Below are 14,961 nucleotides of genomic sequence, written 5' to 3'. Positions count from 1 at the left end.
GGAAAATTCGGTGATCAGAGATCGATGATCGTACCGCGGCCGTCGTTCCACACGCGCATCTCCGGCTTACCATTGTTCGCCTTGGCGCGGACCGGAGCGGGCTTCATCTTCATCGAAAGCGCGCGTCCGACCATGAGCACGGTCAGGATGGCGCCGACGGCGAGCGTCACCGAAAAGGTGAGAAGCAGCATGGCCACGAAAACGGTGGCGCCGGCAAGCATGAGGAAGATGGAGCGAATGTTCTGCATGGTTAGAGACCTTTCTTCGGAAAGGAATGTGGTCCTTCTCTTTCCTCTCTGCAAGGCAAGCATGGCTTTTTGTTGTTCTGCTAGATGTTCTGGGGTGGGCTGCTTGCTTCGACTGTCAAAGCTTGGCACTAATTCGCCATGAGCCGAAACCCCGCGACCCGCTCCGCCCGCCTGCGCCGTTCGGTGCTGAGCGTGCCTGCCATCAATCCCCGCGCCCTCGAAAAAACCCATGCGGTCGATTGCGATGCGGTGATCTTTGATCTCGAGGATTCCGTGGCGCCGGAAAGGAAGGCGGAAGCGCGGGAAAATCTGAGGAATTTCTTTTCGGCTCGGCCGCTCGAAGGCAAGGAACGGATCATCCGTATCAATGACCTGTCGACCAATTTCGGCCTGGCGGACATGGAACTGGTAATCGCGCTCAATCCCGACGCCGTGCTGCTGCCGAAGGTCGACGAACCGCAGGATGTCATGGCGGTCGGCGACCTTCTCTCCGAGGCGGATGCACCGGAAGATCTGCGTATCTGGGCGATGATCGAGACGCCGCGTGGCATCCTGAATGCGGCTGTTATCGCCGAAGCCGGGCGCACGCCGGGCTCGCGGCTCGATTGCCTCGTCGTCGGGCTCAACGACCTGCGCAAGGAAACCGGCGTGCTGCCGCAGCCGGGGCGGAACTATCTCGTGCCGTGGCTGATGCAGGTCGTCCTTGCGGTCAGCGCCTACGGGCTCGATGCGATCGACAGCGTCTTCAACGATTTCAGGGACGAACAGGGTTTTGATGCCGAATGTCTGCAGGGCCGGGCGATGGGCTTTGCCGGCAAGATGCTGATCCATCCGGCGCAGATCGAGCCCGCCAACCATCATTTCGGCCCGGATCCGGCAGCGATTGCGGAAGCGGAGGCGATCATCGCGGCCTTTGCCGATCCCGCCTCCGACGGGCTGAACGTCATCAATGCAGGCGGGCGGATGGTCGAGCGGCTGCATCTTGTCCAGGCGGAAAGTCTGGTCCATAAAGCCCGCCTGATCGCAGCCCGCCAGGCTGCAGCACGAAAGACGATGTGATGAAACTCTACCGCTTCCTGACCGGTCCCGACGATGCTTCCTTCTGCCACAAGGTCACTGCCGCCCTCAACAAGGGCTGGTCGCTGGAGGGCTCGCCGACCTATGCCTTCAATGCCGCAACCGGCGCGATGCAGTGCGGTCAGGCCGTCGTCAAGCATGTCGAAGGCAAGGATTACCATCCTGAGATGAAGCTCTCCGAGCAGTGAGAGCTCAGCGCATAACCCCGAAATCGAAATCGATTTTCGGAAAGGATTATGCGTGATTGAAAGTGGTGGAGCGTCCTTAGCGCGTCCTTTGGACGCGCGGCGCTCTAGCGCTCGGCGGCTTCCTCGGCGCTTGCCTCGATCCGCTCCATGTCATCGTCGCTCAGCCCGAAATGGTGGCCGATCTCGTGGATCAGGACGTGGGTGATGATATCGCCGAGCGTCTCGTCGTTCTCAGCCCAGTAATCGAGGATGGGGCGGCGGTAGAGGCGGATGCGGTTCGGCATCTCGCCGGTTTCCAGCGTGAAACGTTCGGAAATGCCCCTGCCCTCGAAAAGGCCGAGCAGATCGAAAGGGGTTTCCAGCGCCATGTCCTCGAAAACGTCGTCATCGGGGAAATCTTCGATCTCGATCGTGAGGTTGGTCGTCAGCTGGCGGAATTCATCCGGCAGATGGCTATAGGCCTCCATGGCCAGCGACTCGAAGGTGCTGATCGTCGGCGCATGGCGGTCCCGCCAATCATCGCTCTGGTCTATGCGGGCCATGAATATTCCTTCCTTTGCGGGCCCATATAGAACCTTTATCGCCGATTTTCGAGTGCGGAATCAAAGGCAGGAATAAATTCATAGAAAATGGCCGTTGACTCTTCATTAGCTCTCTGGAATCTATAAGAACATAACAGGAACAAGACGGATCGGAGAACGCCATGGCGCAGCACGCCCTGGCGCGCGAGCGGCTTTTTGCGCTCCGCGAAACCATTGCCCGACTGGAGGGAAGGCCCGCGCCGGCGCTTGCCGCAGCGGAACAGGAAGCCCTGGCAGAAGGACGCAAGACCCGCCAGGAGCGCATTCTGCCGCCCCTGCCGTTTGGGGTGGAGTTTCTCGACGGGGCGCTGGAAGGCGGCCTGCCGCTCGATGCGATCACCGAATTCCGCTCGGCTCTGTCTCGTGATGCAGGTGCTGCAAGCGGGCTGGCGATGGCTGTTGCCGCGCGACTGCAAAAACAGGAAGCGGATGCCGGCCGCCTTCTGCCGTTGCTCTGGATCGGCGATGCCGTCGGCACGCTGGAGGCCGGTCGTCCCTATGCCCCCGGGCTTCGGGATTTCGGGCTGAGCCCGGAGCGGTTTCTCCATGCGGCGCCGCGCAAGCTGGACGAGGCGCTCTGGCTGGCGGAGGTGGCAGTGGAAAGCGCTGCCTTCTCGGCCGTCATCTTCGAAGTGCGAGGCAATCCCGCCCATTTCGGCCTGACCGAAAGCCGCAGGCTCAGTCTCAGGGCGCATGCTGCCCGCCGTCCGCTCTTTCTTGTCCGCCAGGCCGGGGCGGAGGAGGCAAGCAGTGCGGCCTTCCGTCTGCATGTCGAACCAGCCCCGTCCGGTCTGCGGCCGTTGCCGGATGGATCGAAACTTTCCGGCAGCATCGGCAATCCGATTTTCCGTCTCACGCTGGAGAAGAGCCGCAATCCGGCCCCGCTCTCCATTCTTCTGGAGTGGAACCCCCATGAACGCGAATTTCTCCCTATCGCCGAACCAAACCTCGTTCGTCCTCCAGGCGAACAGTCAGCGCATTCTGGCGCTCAGCTTCCCGCATCTGCCAACGGACCGCATCGCCCGCAAGCGATGGGGGCTCTCCTGGCGTTCGAAAGGGCGTCCTGAGACGCCGCCTATCGTCTGTTCCGGCAAGCTCAACAATGCCCTGCGGCTGACGGCACTGGACGAGTTGGCCGAGAGGCTGGGGTTGAGGAAGGAGCTGGGCGTTGCCGAAGCGCGCGCCATGTACCCCATGCTCGAGGTCGCGGAAGAGGATCCGGCGGCCGACCGCCGGTTGCTGGAGGCAATTGCCGACTGGTGCGACCGTTATACGCCGCTGGTGGCGTTCGACGGGAAGGACGGTCTGTTTCTCGACATTAGCGGTTGCGCCCATCTCTTCGGCGGTGAAAAGGCGCTTCTTCGGGATGTGCTGTCGCGGCTTTTTCATATGGGGTTCGATGCGCGGGGCGCGATCTCATCGTCGCCTGGCCTTTCCTGGGCCGCTTCCCGCTTCGGGCAAGGCGGCGTGATCGAGGACGAAGGGACGGAACATGTGCTGATGTCCTTGCCGGTCGCAGCCCTGCGGCTGGAGGGACAAACCGTCGATGCCCTGAACAAGCTCGGTCTGAAATATATCGGCGACGTCATCGATGCACCGCGGGCGCCGCTGACCCGCCGGTTCGGCCCGGAGCTGCTTCTGCGTCTCGACCAGGCGCTGGGACGTGAAGAGGAGCCGGTCTCGCCCCGGCGTCCTGTTGCCAGCCTTTCGGCCGAAAGCCGTCTGATCGAGCCCATCGGGACGGAAGAGCAGATCCTTACCGTCACCAGGCAGGTCGCCTTATCGCTGCAGCCGTCGCTGGAAGCGCGGGGGGCTGGCGGACGGGTGTTCGAACTGGTCCTGTTCCGCGTCGACGGCAGGGTCTTTCGCATCTCCGTCGGTGCTTCGCAGCCGCTTCGCGAACCAAAGTTCATTGCCGGGCTTTTTTCCGAGCGATTGCAGGCGGTCTATGACGATCTCGATGCCGGCTATGGTTTCGAGATCGTGCGGTTGAATGTGTTGCGGCACGATCCCTTCAACGAAGCGCAGGGTGATTTCGAAGGCGACCGGCAGGGAGAGATCTCGCTTTCGGCCTTCGTCGACCGGGTCTCGGCCCGACTTGGTGCGGATTGCCTGCAAAGCTTCCAGCTCCGCGAGAGCCATGTTCCGGAACGCGCCGTCATCACGGTTCCTGTGATGGAGAGCCTTCCCAGGCGGAAGGCCGTGCAGGACATCCAGCTTCCTTTCCGCGAAGAGCGCCCGCTGCGGCTCTTTGCAACGCCGGAGCCCGTCGAGACCATACTTGCCGAAGTGCCCGATGGTCCGCCGCAGATCTTTCGCTGGCGGCGCATGCAGCATCAGGTGGCAAGAAGCGAAGGGCCGGAACGGATTGCGATGGAGTGGTGGATCGATGGAAATGACGCCGAGGCGCGTGACTATTTTCGCATCGAGGATGAGACCGGACATCGCTTCTGGATCTATCGGCGGGGCTTTTATGGTCAGGCGCTTGATCCTCGCTGGTTCATGCATGGCGTGTTCGCATGACAACCGCGCGCGCATTCTTCGAGATTGGCACAAGGACGAACTTCTCGTTTCTTGAAGGCGCCTCTGGCCCCGAGGAGATGGTCGTGCAGGCTGCTCGTCTACGGCTCGGCGGTCTCGGCGTTGGGGACCGGAATTCGGTTGCCGGTGTGGTCAGGGCGCATGCGCAGGCGGAGCAGCTTGAGGAGAGATATAAAAACAGGGACGAGATTATAGCCCAAGCGGAGAAGGAAGGAAAAAAGGAGGAGATCCTCGATCCTATCCGGATTCAGCCGGGCGCTCGTCTCGTCTTTTCCGATGGAACGCCTGATATCCTCGCCTATCCCCGGAACCGGCGGGGCTGGGCGAACCTTTGCCGTCTTCTGAGCGCCGGCAACCTGAAAGAAGAAGCGGTCAAGGGAAGCTGCATTCTGACGGAAGCGGAACTCATGGAATGGGGGGATGAGATGATGCTTGCTCTCGTTCCCGATCGCACCCTTGTCGACCGTCAGGCGGGTCGGCCGACGCTGGAAGATTATCTGGAACGGTTCCGCAGACGGTTCCGCAAGGCATTTTTCATGGCGCTGTCGCCAGCCTATGATGGCCGCGACAGGCAGGTCTTTGCGGTGCTTGCCATGCTTGCCGCTCGAAACCGCGTGCCGCTGATTGCAACCAACCAGCCGCTTTACCATCATCCTGAACGGCGGCCGCTTTCGGATATCGTGATCGCGATTCGGGAGCATGTACAGATATCGCAAGCCGGATTCCTTCTGGCGCCGAATGCCGAGCGTTACCTCAAGGATTCACGTGAAATGACCCGGATCTTCCGGGACTATCCTGGTGCGATCGACAATACGCAGGCCTTTTTCGGCAAATTGACCTTTTCGCTGAAGGAACTGGAGCACAATTATCCGCCGGAAAACGATCCTGGTGAAACGCCGCAGGAGACTCTCGAAAGGCTCACGAGAGCGGGAGCGGCAAGACGCTATCCCAAGGGTATCCCGCCCAAGGTGGCGCCACAGATCGAGTATGAACTCGATCTCATTAAAAAAAAGAAATATGCCTCTTATTTCCTGACGGTTCACAGGATCATCCAGCACGCCCGCTATGAACTTAAGGTCTTGTGCCAGGGGCGCGGATCGGCGGCAAATTCGGTCATCTGTTATTGCCTTGAAATAACGGAAGTCGATCCTCAAAAAAGCACACTGCTCTTCGACCGCTTCATTTCGATGGATCGCGACGAACCGCCGGATATCGATGTCGATTTCGAGCATGACCGGCGCGAAGAGGTCATCCAGTTCATCTATAAAAGATACGGCATAGAACATGCTGGGTTGACGGCGGGGGTGACGACCTACCGTACGCGCTCGGCGGGCCGTGAGGTCTCCAAGGCCTTTGGGCTCTCGGAGGATGTCCAGTCGGCGATCAGCAGCCTCGTCTGGGGCTGGTCGGAGGATAATCTCTCGGAGCGGGACGCGAAGGCGGCGGGTCTCGACGTCAAGGATCCGGTGACCCGAAACGTTCTTCAGTATGCGTCCGAACTTCTCGGCTTCCCGCGCCACCTCACCCAGCATGTCGGCGGCTTCGTCATCACGCGCGATAGGCTCGACGAGGTGGTGCCGATCATGAAGACGGCGATGCCGGATCGGTACATGATCGAGTGGGACAAGGACGACCTCGATAACGTCAAGATCCTCAAGGTGGATGTGCTGGCGCTCGGCATGCTGACCTGTCTGCGGAAGGCCTTTTCGCTGCTCGAATTGCATTACGACGTGAAGAAGACGCTCGCAGACCTCGGCAACAAGGAGCATGGGAACGAAGGCGAGCCGGTTTACGAGATGATGGGCCGGGCCGATACGCTCGGCGTCTTCCAGATCGAAAGCCGGGCGCAGATGAGCATGCTGCCGCGTCTTAAGCCGAAGGTGTTCTACGATCTCGTCATCGAGGTGGCGATCGTGCGGCCAGGACCGATCCAGGGCGACATGGTGCATCCCTATCTGAAGCGCCGAGAGCAGCGGGCCAAAAACATTCCGATCAAATATCCGAGCAAGGAGCTGGAAACGGTTCTGGAAAGAACCCTCGGCGTGCCCTTGTTCCAGGAACAGGCCATGCAGATCGCCATTACCGCCGCCGGCTTCAAACCGGCGGAAGCCGACAAGCTTCGCAGAGCGATGGCGACATTCAAGAGAACGGGTACGATCGGTAACTTCGAAAAGCGGTTCATCGAAGGAATGGTCTCAAAGGACTATGATCCGGAGTTCGCGAAGCAATGCTTCAACCAAATCAAAGGTTTCGGGGAATACGGTTTCCCGGAAAGCCATGCCGCCTCCTTCGCGCTGCTCGTCTATGCTTCCTCATGGCTCAAGGCCTATTATCCCGACATCTTCTGCACGGCGATGCTGAATTCCCAGCCGATGGGATTTTATGCGCCGGCGCAGCTGGTGCGGGACGCACGCGAGCACGGGGTAAAGATCCTGCCGGTCGACATCAATGAATCAAACTGGGATTGCGGTCTGGAAGAGGCTGTCTTCGATCCGAATGCCGTCGATTTCCGGCATGACAAGATGCGCGAGATCATCAAGACCCGGCATGCGGTGCGGCTCGGCTTCCGGCAGATCAAGGGCCTTTCGACAGGCGATATGGAACGGCTCATCAGCAATCGAGGTGAAGGCTACAGTTCGGTGCGCGATCTCTGGCTGCGGTCCGGTCTGCAGAAATCCGTCATCGAGCGACTGGCGGATGCCGATGCGTTCCAGTCCCTCAAACTGTCACGACGCGACGCACTCTGGGCGGTGCGGGCACTGGATGTGAAGAGCGCGGCCGAGGAGCTGCCGCTCTTCGAGCAGGTCCGTCATGTCGACCTCCAGATCGAGCCTGTAGCGAAGCTGCCGGAAATGCTGCCGGGAGAGCAGGTTATCGAGGATTATCGTTATCTCTCACTGTCGCTGAAGGCGCACCCTGTCTCCTTCCTGCGTGAGGAATTGCGCAAGGCTGGCGTGACGCGCAATGTCGATCTGTTGAAGGTCGCGAACGGGCAGAGGGTGACGATTGCGGGCCTCGTGCTGGTGCGCCAGCGACCTGGTTCGGCCAGAGGTGTGATCTTCATGACGCTGGAGGACGAGACCGGGGTGGCCAATGCGATCGTCTGGAACAAGATATTCGACAAATACCGCTCAGTTGTGATGGGCGCCCGGCTGGTGAAAATCCGCGGCAGGCTGCAAAGCCAGAGCGGAGTGATCCATACCGTCGTCGAGCATATCGAGGATATGACGCCGGCGCTCGGTATCCTGCAACGTGAGGCCCGGCGTTTCGGCGTCTGCGAGCGGGCAGACGAGGTGCTGAGGCCGGGTGTCGATCAGCGGCAGAAAAAGCCTGCGAATGCGCAGGAGCGGGCGGAGCTGGAAAAACGGATGGTTGCCACAGGCCGCCATGCCGGCGCGGGGGAAACCGCTGAGGTGATGCCGCGCGGACGCAACTTCCATTGAAGTGCGTCGCAGCGATCAGGACCATGTAGCGCGCCTTCATTGCCTTACAGCGTCATCCCCCTGAAACCGCTGCGTAATCCCGAACGATATGCATGAGGCCTCATTCGCACACCGTTGTTCAATGCTGCGGGACTCGAATTTTTTCTTGACAGCCACCATCTTCTTTAGCAGAAAACACGATAGTCAGTGTCATGTTTGGAATGAAGACGTGCTTGTCTGCAGCTGCAATTATATAACCGATAAGGAAATCCGGGAGGTTATCACCAATCTTCTCGATGAAGATTGTTGGCAGCTTATCGTGCCTGCGAAGGTCTATCACGCCATGGAAAAACGCGGCCGCTGCTGCGGTTGCTTCCCCAATGTCGTCGACATCATTATCCAGACGACCGAGGAATATCACGCCCGTCGCCACTCGACGGAGACCGAAATATTTGATTTCATGTCCCGCTTGAAACAATTCCATGAGGAAAACAGGAGAGCGGACATTGAAAGGCGACAAAAAGGTCATCGAGCGGCTTAACGAGGCGTTGTTCCTCGAACTCGGCGCGGTCAACCAATATTGGGTTCACTATCGTCTTCTTGAGGACTGGGGCTACACCAAGCTCGCCAAGAAGGAGCGCGCCGAATCCATTGAAGAGATGCATCATGCCGACCGGCTTGTTGCACGCATCATCTTCCTCGAAGGCCATCCCAATCTGCAGACCCTCGCACCTCTACGCATCGGCCAGAACGTCAAGGAAGTTCTGGAAGCCGATCTTGCCGGCGAGTACGACGCCCGCACGGCCTACAAGAAGTCGCGCGATATCTGTCATGACGCCGGCGACTACGTTTCCATGAAACTTTTCGAGGAGCTGCTGGCGGACGAGGAAGGTCATATCGACTTCCTCGAAACACAGATCGACCTGCTCGAGAAAATCGGCGAGAGCAAATACGGCCAGCTCAACGCCGATTCCGCCAACGAAGCCGAATAAGATTCGAACGAGATGCCGGCCGCCGATGGCGGCCGGTGACCCTATTCCTGCCGCCGAGACAAACGGAGGCAGTCATCCTGCCGTGATCAATCTTCCGATTGAAGTGTTTCCAAGTGCTGGAACTCGGCCACCACCTGGTCATAGACGGCGCGCTTGAAGGGCACGATCAGCTCCGGCAGTTGCTGCATCGGCTTCCATTCCCAGGCATCGAATTCCGGCTCGTGGCCGCCAGGCGGCGGGTTGATGGCGATTTCGCTGTCGTCGCCGTCGAAGCGGAAGGCGAACCAGCGCTGAGTCTGGCCGCGGAATTTTCCTCTCAGCCCGATGCCGATCAGTGCCGGCGGCAGATCATAGTTGATCCAGTCTCTCGCTTCGGCAAGCAGGGTCACCGTCGTGATGCCGGTCTCCTCGTAAAGCTCGCGGTAGGCGGCGTCCAATGGATCCTCGCCCTTGTCGATGCCCCCCTGCGGCATCTGCCAGAGCTGCGGCGAGCCGTCATATTCGGAATTGCCGTCGGAGATGCGCCGCCCGGCCCAGACGAGGCCATCGCGGTTCAGGATCATCACGCCGACGCAGGGGCGGTAGGGCAGATCCTCGGCTTTCACGGTCGCCTGGCTCATCTTCTTCTCCGTTCTGGGATTCTTCTCAGGGATTCTCTCAAGGATTCCTGGGGTCGTTGGAAAGGGCGGCAACGCCGACAATCTCGATGCCGCGCATCGCAGCCTCCTCGCTCCATTTGGCGATGGCGTCAACGCTCTCATCAAAAGCCGAGGCGACGCCGATCGCCTGGCCGTTCTTGCGGGCAATGCGCTCGAGTTCGTCGAGCTTCTTCAGGACGGCATTGATATCAAGCTGGCCGTCGAGCTGCAGGTTGGCGAAGGCATAGGGCAGTTCGGTTCCCTTGGCGACCGCCGCCGTCTTCGACTGCGCTGATGTGCCATCGTCGAGAAACAGCAACCCGCGCTTGCCGATGTCGCGCATGACAGGCTCCATGGCGGCGGGATCAGACAGGAAACGGCCGCCGAGATAATTCATGACGCCGGTATAGTTGGTGATCTCGCCCATCGCCTTGTGCAGGTTCTCGATATTGCGGGCGGCCGACTTCGTGGTCAGCAGCGTTTCGGGGCCCGGATCGTTCGCCGGGTAATCAAAAGGTTCGAGCGGTACTTGCAGAAGGATCTCGTGACCGCCGCGGCGGGCCTCCTGCATCCAGCGCTGCAGGCTGTTGCCGCTTGCGGCGAAAGCGAAGGTGATCTCTTCCGGCAGTTCGGCGATGGCGCGCTGCGTTCCGGTCTGGCTGAGCCCGAGGCCGCTGACGACGATGGCGATGCGGACGCCGCGCGCGCCGGACGAGGGACGCGCATATTGATCCATCGGCCGCCGGCCATCGGGGCCGACGATCGGCAGCCTGCCAAAAGGCGTTTCTTCGAGCAGCGCATCATTGGGCTGGGCTGCCATGCGCGGATCCTGGCCGATCTGCATGGCGTCGACCAGCACCGGCCCGCTGCCGTCGCGCGGGCGGGGGCTGTATTTGGTGACAACCGAGCCGTCGCCGGTGACCATCTGCTCGACATTGGCGCCCGAGCGCGGGTCGGCGCGTGGCATGCCGTCGGCCGCTTGGCCCGTGGTGGCCGTCGGTGGCTGAGGCGTATTGGCAGGGGGTGTTGCGGCTTGTTCGGCCGCCGGCGGTTTGGTGCGTTCGAGCCCATCGCCGCGAAATGCCGTATAGAGGGAAAAGCCGCCTATGGCGAAAAGGCAAAGACTGGCGGCGATGCGGCCCAGGCGCAGAAAACCCGGACGCTTGCGGCCGGCTTTGCGGTTGCGGCCCAGGGGCGTATGCAGGTCCGTTCCCAATTTTTCGCCCGCTCCAAAACCGGGAAACAGCAGAAAGGGTCAAGGCCGGGCGAGGTGCCCGGCCTTGATGTGATCGACTACTTGGCGACGACGGCCTTGTCTGGGTTCGGCGGGAAGGCCGGATCGGTCTTCTTGCCGCGCAGAAGGTCGAGCGCGTAGTTCAGCTGAACGTCGTCCTTCGGGTCCGGCGGGACATAGGCGACGGAGCCCGAACCTTCGTCGGTCTCGCTCTGACCCTTGATGTGGCCGCGCAGGCTGGATTCGCCTTCGGTCACCATCTTGCCCTGCAGTTCCTGCGGCAGCGGCTCCTCGACCTTGATGTCGGGGGTGATGCCGGTACCCTGGATCGAGCGGCCCGACGGCGTGTAATAGAGCGCCGTGGTCAGGCGCAGCGCGCCGTTTTCGCCGAGCGGGATGATCGTCTGGACGGAACCCTTGCCGAAGGAGCGCGTGCCGAGAACGGTGGCACGGCGCAGATCCTGAAGAGCGCCGGCGACGATTTCCGATGCGGAAGCCGAGCCGCCGTTGATCAGCACGATCACCGGCTTGCCATCCGTCAGGTCGCCTGGGCCGGCATTGAAGCGGCGGGTTTCATCCGGATTGCGGCCGCGGGTCGAAACGACTTCGCCGCGCTGCAGCAGGGCATCGGAGACATTGATCGCCTGGTCGAGCAGACCGCCCGGATTGAGGCGCAGGTCGAGAACATAACCCTTCAGCTTGTCGGCCGGAACGGTGTCCTTGATCTTCTTGATCGCCTTTTCCATGTCAGGATAGGTCTTCTCGGTGAAGGAGATGATGCGGAGATAACCGACATCGTCCTCGACACGCGACTTGACTGCCTGGACGGCGACGACGTCGCGGACGATCGTCAGCTCGATCGGCTTGTCGGCACCCTTGCGGATCAGCGTCAGCTTGATCGGCGTGTTGACGGCGCCACGCATCTTCTCGACGGCGTCTTCCAGCTTCAGGCCACGCACGGATTGGCCGTCGATCTCGGAGATATAGTCGCCGGCGAGAACGCCTGCCTTGGCGGCGGGCGTATCGTCGATCGGGGTGATGACCTTGACGAGTTCATCTTCCATCGTGACTTCGATGCCGAGGCCGCCGAACTCACCCTTGGTCTGGGTGCGCATGTCCTCGGCGTCCTTCGCATTCATGTAGCTCGAATGCGGATCGAGCGAGGAAAGCATGCCGTTGATGGCGTTCTCGATCAGCTTGTCTTCCGCAGGCGGCGTCACATATTGCGCACGCACACGCTCGAAGACATCTCCGAAAACAGACAGTTCCTTGTAGGTCGAGGATCCGGCCGCTTCTGCCGGCACACCCGCCGAGTAAATGACGCTCATTGCGGTCGCACCCATCAATGCGCCGACCAGAACAAGAGAAGCCCTACGAATCATTGCGTGCCTTTCCAGTGTCTTTGGCGGTCCACCACGGCCGGGAATCGACCGGTTTACCGTCCTTTCGAAATTCAATGTAAAGCGTTGGCCGGTTCGTTTCCAGCGCCAATGCAGTTGCGCTTGCCACTCTTTTCGCGCCCATCACGGCAAGTGGCTCGCCGGAGAAAACGAATTTTCCCTGACGGGTATTGATCGTATCCATTCCCGAGAGAACCAGGTGGTACCCATCGCCCGCGTCGAGGATGATCATCTGGCCGTAACTGCGAAATGCGCCGGCGAAAACCACCAGGCCATCCGCAGGCGCCGTCACCACCGTCTCCGGATTGGTGGCGACCGTCATTCCCATGGCCTCGTGTCCGGTGCCGTCGGCATCGCCGAACTGGCGCAGGATATCGCCCGCTACGGGCACCTCCAATTTCGCCTTCAATTCTCCGAAAGGATATGCGGGCGCAATGCGGTTTTTATCGGGCACACCGCTGTCGGCGAGAGCCTTGGCCTGAGCGCGTTGCTCGTCCGTCATAAGCTTGCGGTTCTCCTCCGCCTGGCGGGCGGCAGCGGCAGCATCCCGCACCGAAGCGATCTCGGATTCCATCGAGGCGACGAGGCCTTCAAGGCTGGTCGCCTTGCCTGCCAGCTCCTCGGAACGTTTCCTTTCGGCCGCGAGTTCGGCGGCATTGCTGCGGCTGAGCTTGTCGTTTTCGGCAAGCAGCAGGTCCATGCGCCGCTCTTCCTCGATGCCATCAGTCATCGTCCCGGTCAGGGAGGCCTTCTCGGCGGCGCTTGCAGTCTGCAATGCGGCGAGGCTTGCGAGGTCTGCGGCAAGCTTGTCGGTCTCCTTGCGGATGCCAGGCACAACGGCGCCGAGCAGAATGGCGCTGCGCACGGAGGCGAGCGCGTCATCGGGGGTGACGAGCAAAGCGGGCGGCGGGTTGCGGCCCATGCGCTGGAGCGCTGCCAGCACCTCGGCCAGCAGGCCGCGGCGCTCGTGCAGGGAACGGCGGATGCCATCCTCCTTGACGCCGAGATCGGCAAGCTTCTTCTCGCTTTCGAGGATCTGCTTTTCGAGCGCCTTGCGGCGGGCGGCGGAATCAATCAGCGCCTGGCGGATGCTTTCGGTGCTCTTTTCGAGATCGGCGATGCTCTGCTGAAGCGCGCTCACCTTGTCGGTGGAGAGGCTGATCGTCTTCGACAGGGTTTCGAGTTCGGCACGGGTCTGATCACGCTTGGCGGCAAGTTCGGCGGCCGGATCGGGTGGCGCCGGCTCGGCTGCCGGCTGCGGTGCAGATTGTGCCACCTCGGGCACGGCATCCTGCGCCCGGACGACGAACGGATTTGCCGACACGACAATCACCGCCACACCGACGCCGGCCGCGATAGCCGGGAGGATCATGCGGTATCGCCTGGTGGATGCTCTCGTCATGCGTGTTGGGGCACTTTCTCAAATCGCGCGGAGACTAAGCTGATTTGATGCGCTTTGCCATAACGTTTGCAGGAGAACGGGTGGCCAAGCAAACACGGCTGCGTGACATTGCGACGCATTGGCCGACGCTTTGCCGACACATCGGGCCGATGCGGCATCAGACACGGTGATAGGGGTGACCAGACAGGATGGTGACGGCACGATAGAGCTGCTCGGCGATCAGCGTGCGCACGAGCTGGTGCGGCCAGGTCATCTTGCCCAGGCACAGCGTGGCGTCGGCACGGTCGTAAAGCGAAGGATCGAGGCCGTCGGCACCGCCGATCGCGATGGTGAGCTCTCGTTTGCCCTGGTCGCGATAGGAGCCGAGCAGGTTTGCGAAGGCTTCGCTATCAAGCGCCTTGCCGCGTTCATCGAGAAGAATGAGGATGCTGCCATCGGCAAGCGATTTCAAAAGCATCGCTGCCTCTTCGCGCTTGCGGGTCTCCGCATTGGAGGCACGGCTTTCGCCAACTTCGGCAACACGGGTGAATTCGAGGCCGACGGCAGGGCCGGCCTTGGCAAAACGGTCCAGGTAACGGGCCACAAGATCCTTTTCGGGGCCGGACTTCAGCCGTCCCACCGCAAAAAGACCTATTCGCATTCATCCGCTCCCGCTCATGCGGCACTTCGGGCGCACACTACGCCACCGGCCGGTTTGTGATGTTTTCCGGCCAGCCAATGCCACGTCTCAGGCGCCGGACAAGATGCCGGCACGCCTGTCAGTGCCGTGTTTCTTCATCCATATCCGGAGCCGCCCACATCTTTTCGATGTTGTAGAACTCGCGGATTTCGGGACGAAACACGTGCACGATAATATCACCAGTGTCGATCAGGACCCAATCGCCGCCTTCCTGACCTTCGACGCGGGCCGTACCGAGGCCGTCGTCCTTAAGGTCGGTGAGCAGGTGATCCGAGATCGCCATGACATGCCTGTTCGAGCGGCCGGAGACGACGATCATGTAGTCTCCCAGCGCCGATTTTCCGGCAATGTCGATGGTGACGATATCTTCCGCTTTGGAGTCCTCGAGGCTGGCGAGGACGGTTTCTAGGGCACGGGCGGCGGCATCGGCGCCACGTTCCGCACTCTTCGGGATAACGGCGAACGTTTTTCCCTTGGCGTGTACTGTTGTCAGTGCTTTCCCTTTCCTGGAATGACAAACTAGGCACAACACAGATCCGATCGAGACCGGATCATGGTT

15 protein-coding genes are annotated in these 14,961 nt (G+C 60.9%); 7 read left to right on the top strand and 8 right to left on the bottom strand.

Annotated elements, in window-relative coordinates; translation table 11 throughout:
• Positions 1-14: 14 nt before the first annotated feature.
• Complete coding sequence (locus tag ACD590_RS22130; protein WP_018448376.1) at positions 15-248, bottom strand: hypothetical protein; 234 nt, start codon at positions 246-248, stop codon at positions 15-17.
• A gap of 138 nt (positions 249-386) precedes the next feature.
• Between ACD590_RS22130 and ACD590_RS22125 the strand changes: the two genes are divergently transcribed.
• Positions 387-1,307: an HpcH/HpaI aldolase/citrate lyase family protein gene (locus ACD590_RS22125; RefSeq protein WP_130718347.1), complete on the top strand. Its 921-nt coding sequence runs from the start codon at positions 387-389 to the stop codon at positions 1,305-1,307.
• Entirely contained in the window at positions 1,307-1,513 is a 207-nt protein-coding gene (locus ACD590_RS22120; protein WP_018244122.1) for a DUF1737 domain-containing protein, read from the top strand. The genes ACD590_RS22125 and ACD590_RS22120 overlap by 1 nt, the downstream gene beginning before the upstream one ends.
• A 104-nt stretch (positions 1,514-1,617) precedes the next feature.
• Here the strand turns inward: ACD590_RS22120 and ACD590_RS22115 are convergent, their stop codons facing one another.
• Positions 1,618-2,055 (bottom strand): metallopeptidase family protein, encoded by a 438-nt coding sequence (locus ACD590_RS22115; RefSeq protein ID WP_003589582.1) that lies wholly within the window; start codon positions 2,053-2,055, stop codon positions 1,618-1,620.
• Positions 2,056-2,216: 161 nt separating this feature from the next.
• Between ACD590_RS22115 and ACD590_RS22110 the strand changes: the two genes are divergently transcribed.
• From ACD590_RS22110 to bfr, 5 genes are all read left to right on the top strand, one after another.
• Entirely contained in the window at positions 2,217-3,161 is a 945-nt protein-coding gene (locus ACD590_RS22110) for an ImuA family protein (protein ID WP_018244121.1), read from the top strand.
• On the top strand, positions 3,073-4,617 hold the full coding sequence (locus ACD590_RS22105; RefSeq protein WP_439003565.1) for a Y-family DNA polymerase: 1,545 nt from the start codon (positions 3,073-3,075) through the stop codon (positions 4,615-4,617). Before ACD590_RS22110 ends, ACD590_RS22105 begins: the two co-directional genes overlap by 89 nt.
• The gene (locus ACD590_RS22100) at positions 4,614-8,078 is read left to right on the top strand and encodes an error-prone DNA polymerase (protein ID WP_439003365.1); all 3,465 of its coding nucleotides are present in this window, start codon (positions 4,614-4,616) and stop codon (positions 8,076-8,078) included. Before ACD590_RS22105 ends, ACD590_RS22100 begins: the two co-directional genes overlap by 4 nt.
• A 121-nt stretch (positions 8,079-8,199) precedes the next feature.
• Positions 8,200-8,598 (top strand): (2Fe-2S)-binding protein, encoded by a 399-nt coding sequence (locus ACD590_RS22095; protein ID WP_018244118.1) that lies wholly within the window; start codon positions 8,200-8,202, stop codon positions 8,596-8,598.
• Positions 8,564-9,049 (top strand): bacterioferritin, encoded by a 486-nt coding sequence (gene bfr / locus ACD590_RS22090; RefSeq protein ID WP_017966050.1) that lies wholly within the window; start codon positions 8,564-8,566, stop codon positions 9,047-9,049. Before ACD590_RS22095 ends, bfr begins: the two co-directional genes overlap by 35 nt.
• Before the next feature lie 86 nt (positions 9,050-9,135).
• Here the strand turns inward: bfr and ACD590_RS22085 are convergent, their stop codons facing one another.
• The 6 genes from ACD590_RS22085 to rsfS form a co-directional block, all read right to left on the bottom strand.
• Positions 9,136-9,669: an RNA pyrophosphohydrolase gene (locus ACD590_RS22085; protein WP_439003364.1), complete on the bottom strand. Its 534-nt coding sequence runs from the start codon at positions 9,667-9,669 to the stop codon at positions 9,136-9,138.
• Between the two features lie 37 nt (positions 9,670-9,706).
• Positions 9,707-10,903, bottom strand: a complete 1,197-nt coding sequence (locus tag ACD590_RS22080; protein WP_439003363.1) for a divergent polysaccharide deacetylase family protein — start codon at positions 10,901-10,903, stop codon at positions 9,707-9,709.
• A 77-nt stretch (positions 10,904-10,980) separates the two neighbouring features.
• Positions 10,981-12,303 (bottom strand): S41 family peptidase, encoded by a 1,323-nt coding sequence (locus ACD590_RS22075; protein WP_017995549.1) that lies wholly within the window; start codon positions 12,301-12,303, stop codon positions 10,981-10,983.
• On the bottom strand, positions 12,293-13,693 hold the full coding sequence (locus ACD590_RS22070; RefSeq protein ID WP_439003362.1) for a murein hydrolase activator EnvC family protein: 1,401 nt from the start codon (positions 13,691-13,693) through the stop codon (positions 12,293-12,295). The genes ACD590_RS22075 and ACD590_RS22070 overlap by 11 nt, the downstream gene beginning before the upstream one ends.
• A 187-nt stretch (positions 13,694-13,880) precedes the next feature.
• The gene (rlmH, locus tag ACD590_RS22065; protein WP_018244114.1) at positions 13,881-14,363 is read right to left on the bottom strand and encodes a 23S rRNA (pseudouridine(1915)-N(3))-methyltransferase RlmH; all 483 of its coding nucleotides are present in this window, start codon (positions 14,361-14,363) and stop codon (positions 13,881-13,883) included.
• A 118-nt stretch (positions 14,364-14,481) separates the two neighbouring features.
• Positions 14,482-14,931, bottom strand: coding sequence for a ribosome silencing factor (gene rsfS, locus ACD590_RS22060; protein ID WP_018244113.1), 450 nt, complete (start codon positions 14,929-14,931; stop codon positions 14,482-14,484).
• Positions 14,932-14,961 lie beyond the last annotated feature (30 nt).

The sequence above is a fragment of the Rhizobium sp. 862_C5_N1_2 genome (assembly GCF_051811205.1).
In the GTDB taxonomy this organism is placed as follows: domain Bacteria; phylum Pseudomonadota; class Alphaproteobacteria; order Rhizobiales; family Rhizobiaceae; genus Rhizobium; species Rhizobium leguminosarum.
Note: the sequence above shows the minus strand (reverse complement) of the source record. Positions and strands in the feature narration are given on the sequence as shown.

What these genes read in the sequence shown, in the direction of transcription:
- ACD590_RS22110 (WP_018244121.1), top strand. Translation starts at nt 2,217, where the DNA reads ATGGCGCAGCACGCCCTGGCGCGCGAGCGGCTTTTTGCGCTCCGCGAA.
- ACD590_RS22130 (WP_018448376.1), bottom strand. Translation starts at nt 248, where the DNA reads ATGCAGAACATTCGCTCCATCTTCCTCATGCTTGCCGGCGCCACCGTT.
- rlmH (WP_018244114.1), bottom strand. Translation starts at nt 14,363, where the DNA reads ATGCGAATAGGTCTTTTTGCGGTGGGACGGCTGAAGTCCGGCCCCGAA.
- ACD590_RS22085 (WP_439003364.1), bottom strand. Translation starts at nt 9,669, where the DNA reads ATGAGCCAGGCGACCGTGAAAGCCGAGGATCTGCCCTACCGCCCCTGC.
- ACD590_RS22100 (WP_439003365.1), top strand. Translation starts at nt 4,614, where the DNA reads ATGACAACCGCGCGCGCATTCTTCGAGATTGGCACAAGGACGAACTTC.
- ACD590_RS22095 (WP_018244118.1), top strand. Translation starts at nt 8,200, where the DNA reads ATGCTGCGGGACTCGAATTTTTTCTTGACAGCCACCATCTTCTTTAGC.
- ACD590_RS22125 (WP_130718347.1), top strand. Translation starts at nt 387, where the DNA reads ATGAGCCGAAACCCCGCGACCCGCTCCGCCCGCCTGCGCCGTTCGGTG.
- ACD590_RS22070 (WP_439003362.1), bottom strand. Translation starts at nt 13,693, where the DNA reads ATGATCCTCCCGGCTATCGCGGCCGGCGTCGGTGTGGCGGTGATTGTC.
- ACD590_RS22120 (WP_018244122.1), top strand. Translation starts at nt 1,307, where the DNA reads ATGAAACTCTACCGCTTCCTGACCGGTCCCGACGATGCTTCCTTCTGC.
- ACD590_RS22115 (WP_003589582.1), bottom strand. Translation starts at nt 2,055, where the DNA reads ATGGCCCGCATAGACCAGAGCGATGATTGGCGGGACCGCCATGCGCCG.
- ACD590_RS22075 (WP_017995549.1), bottom strand. Translation starts at nt 12,303, where the DNA reads ATGATTCGTAGGGCTTCTCTTGTTCTGGTCGGCGCATTGATGGGTGCG.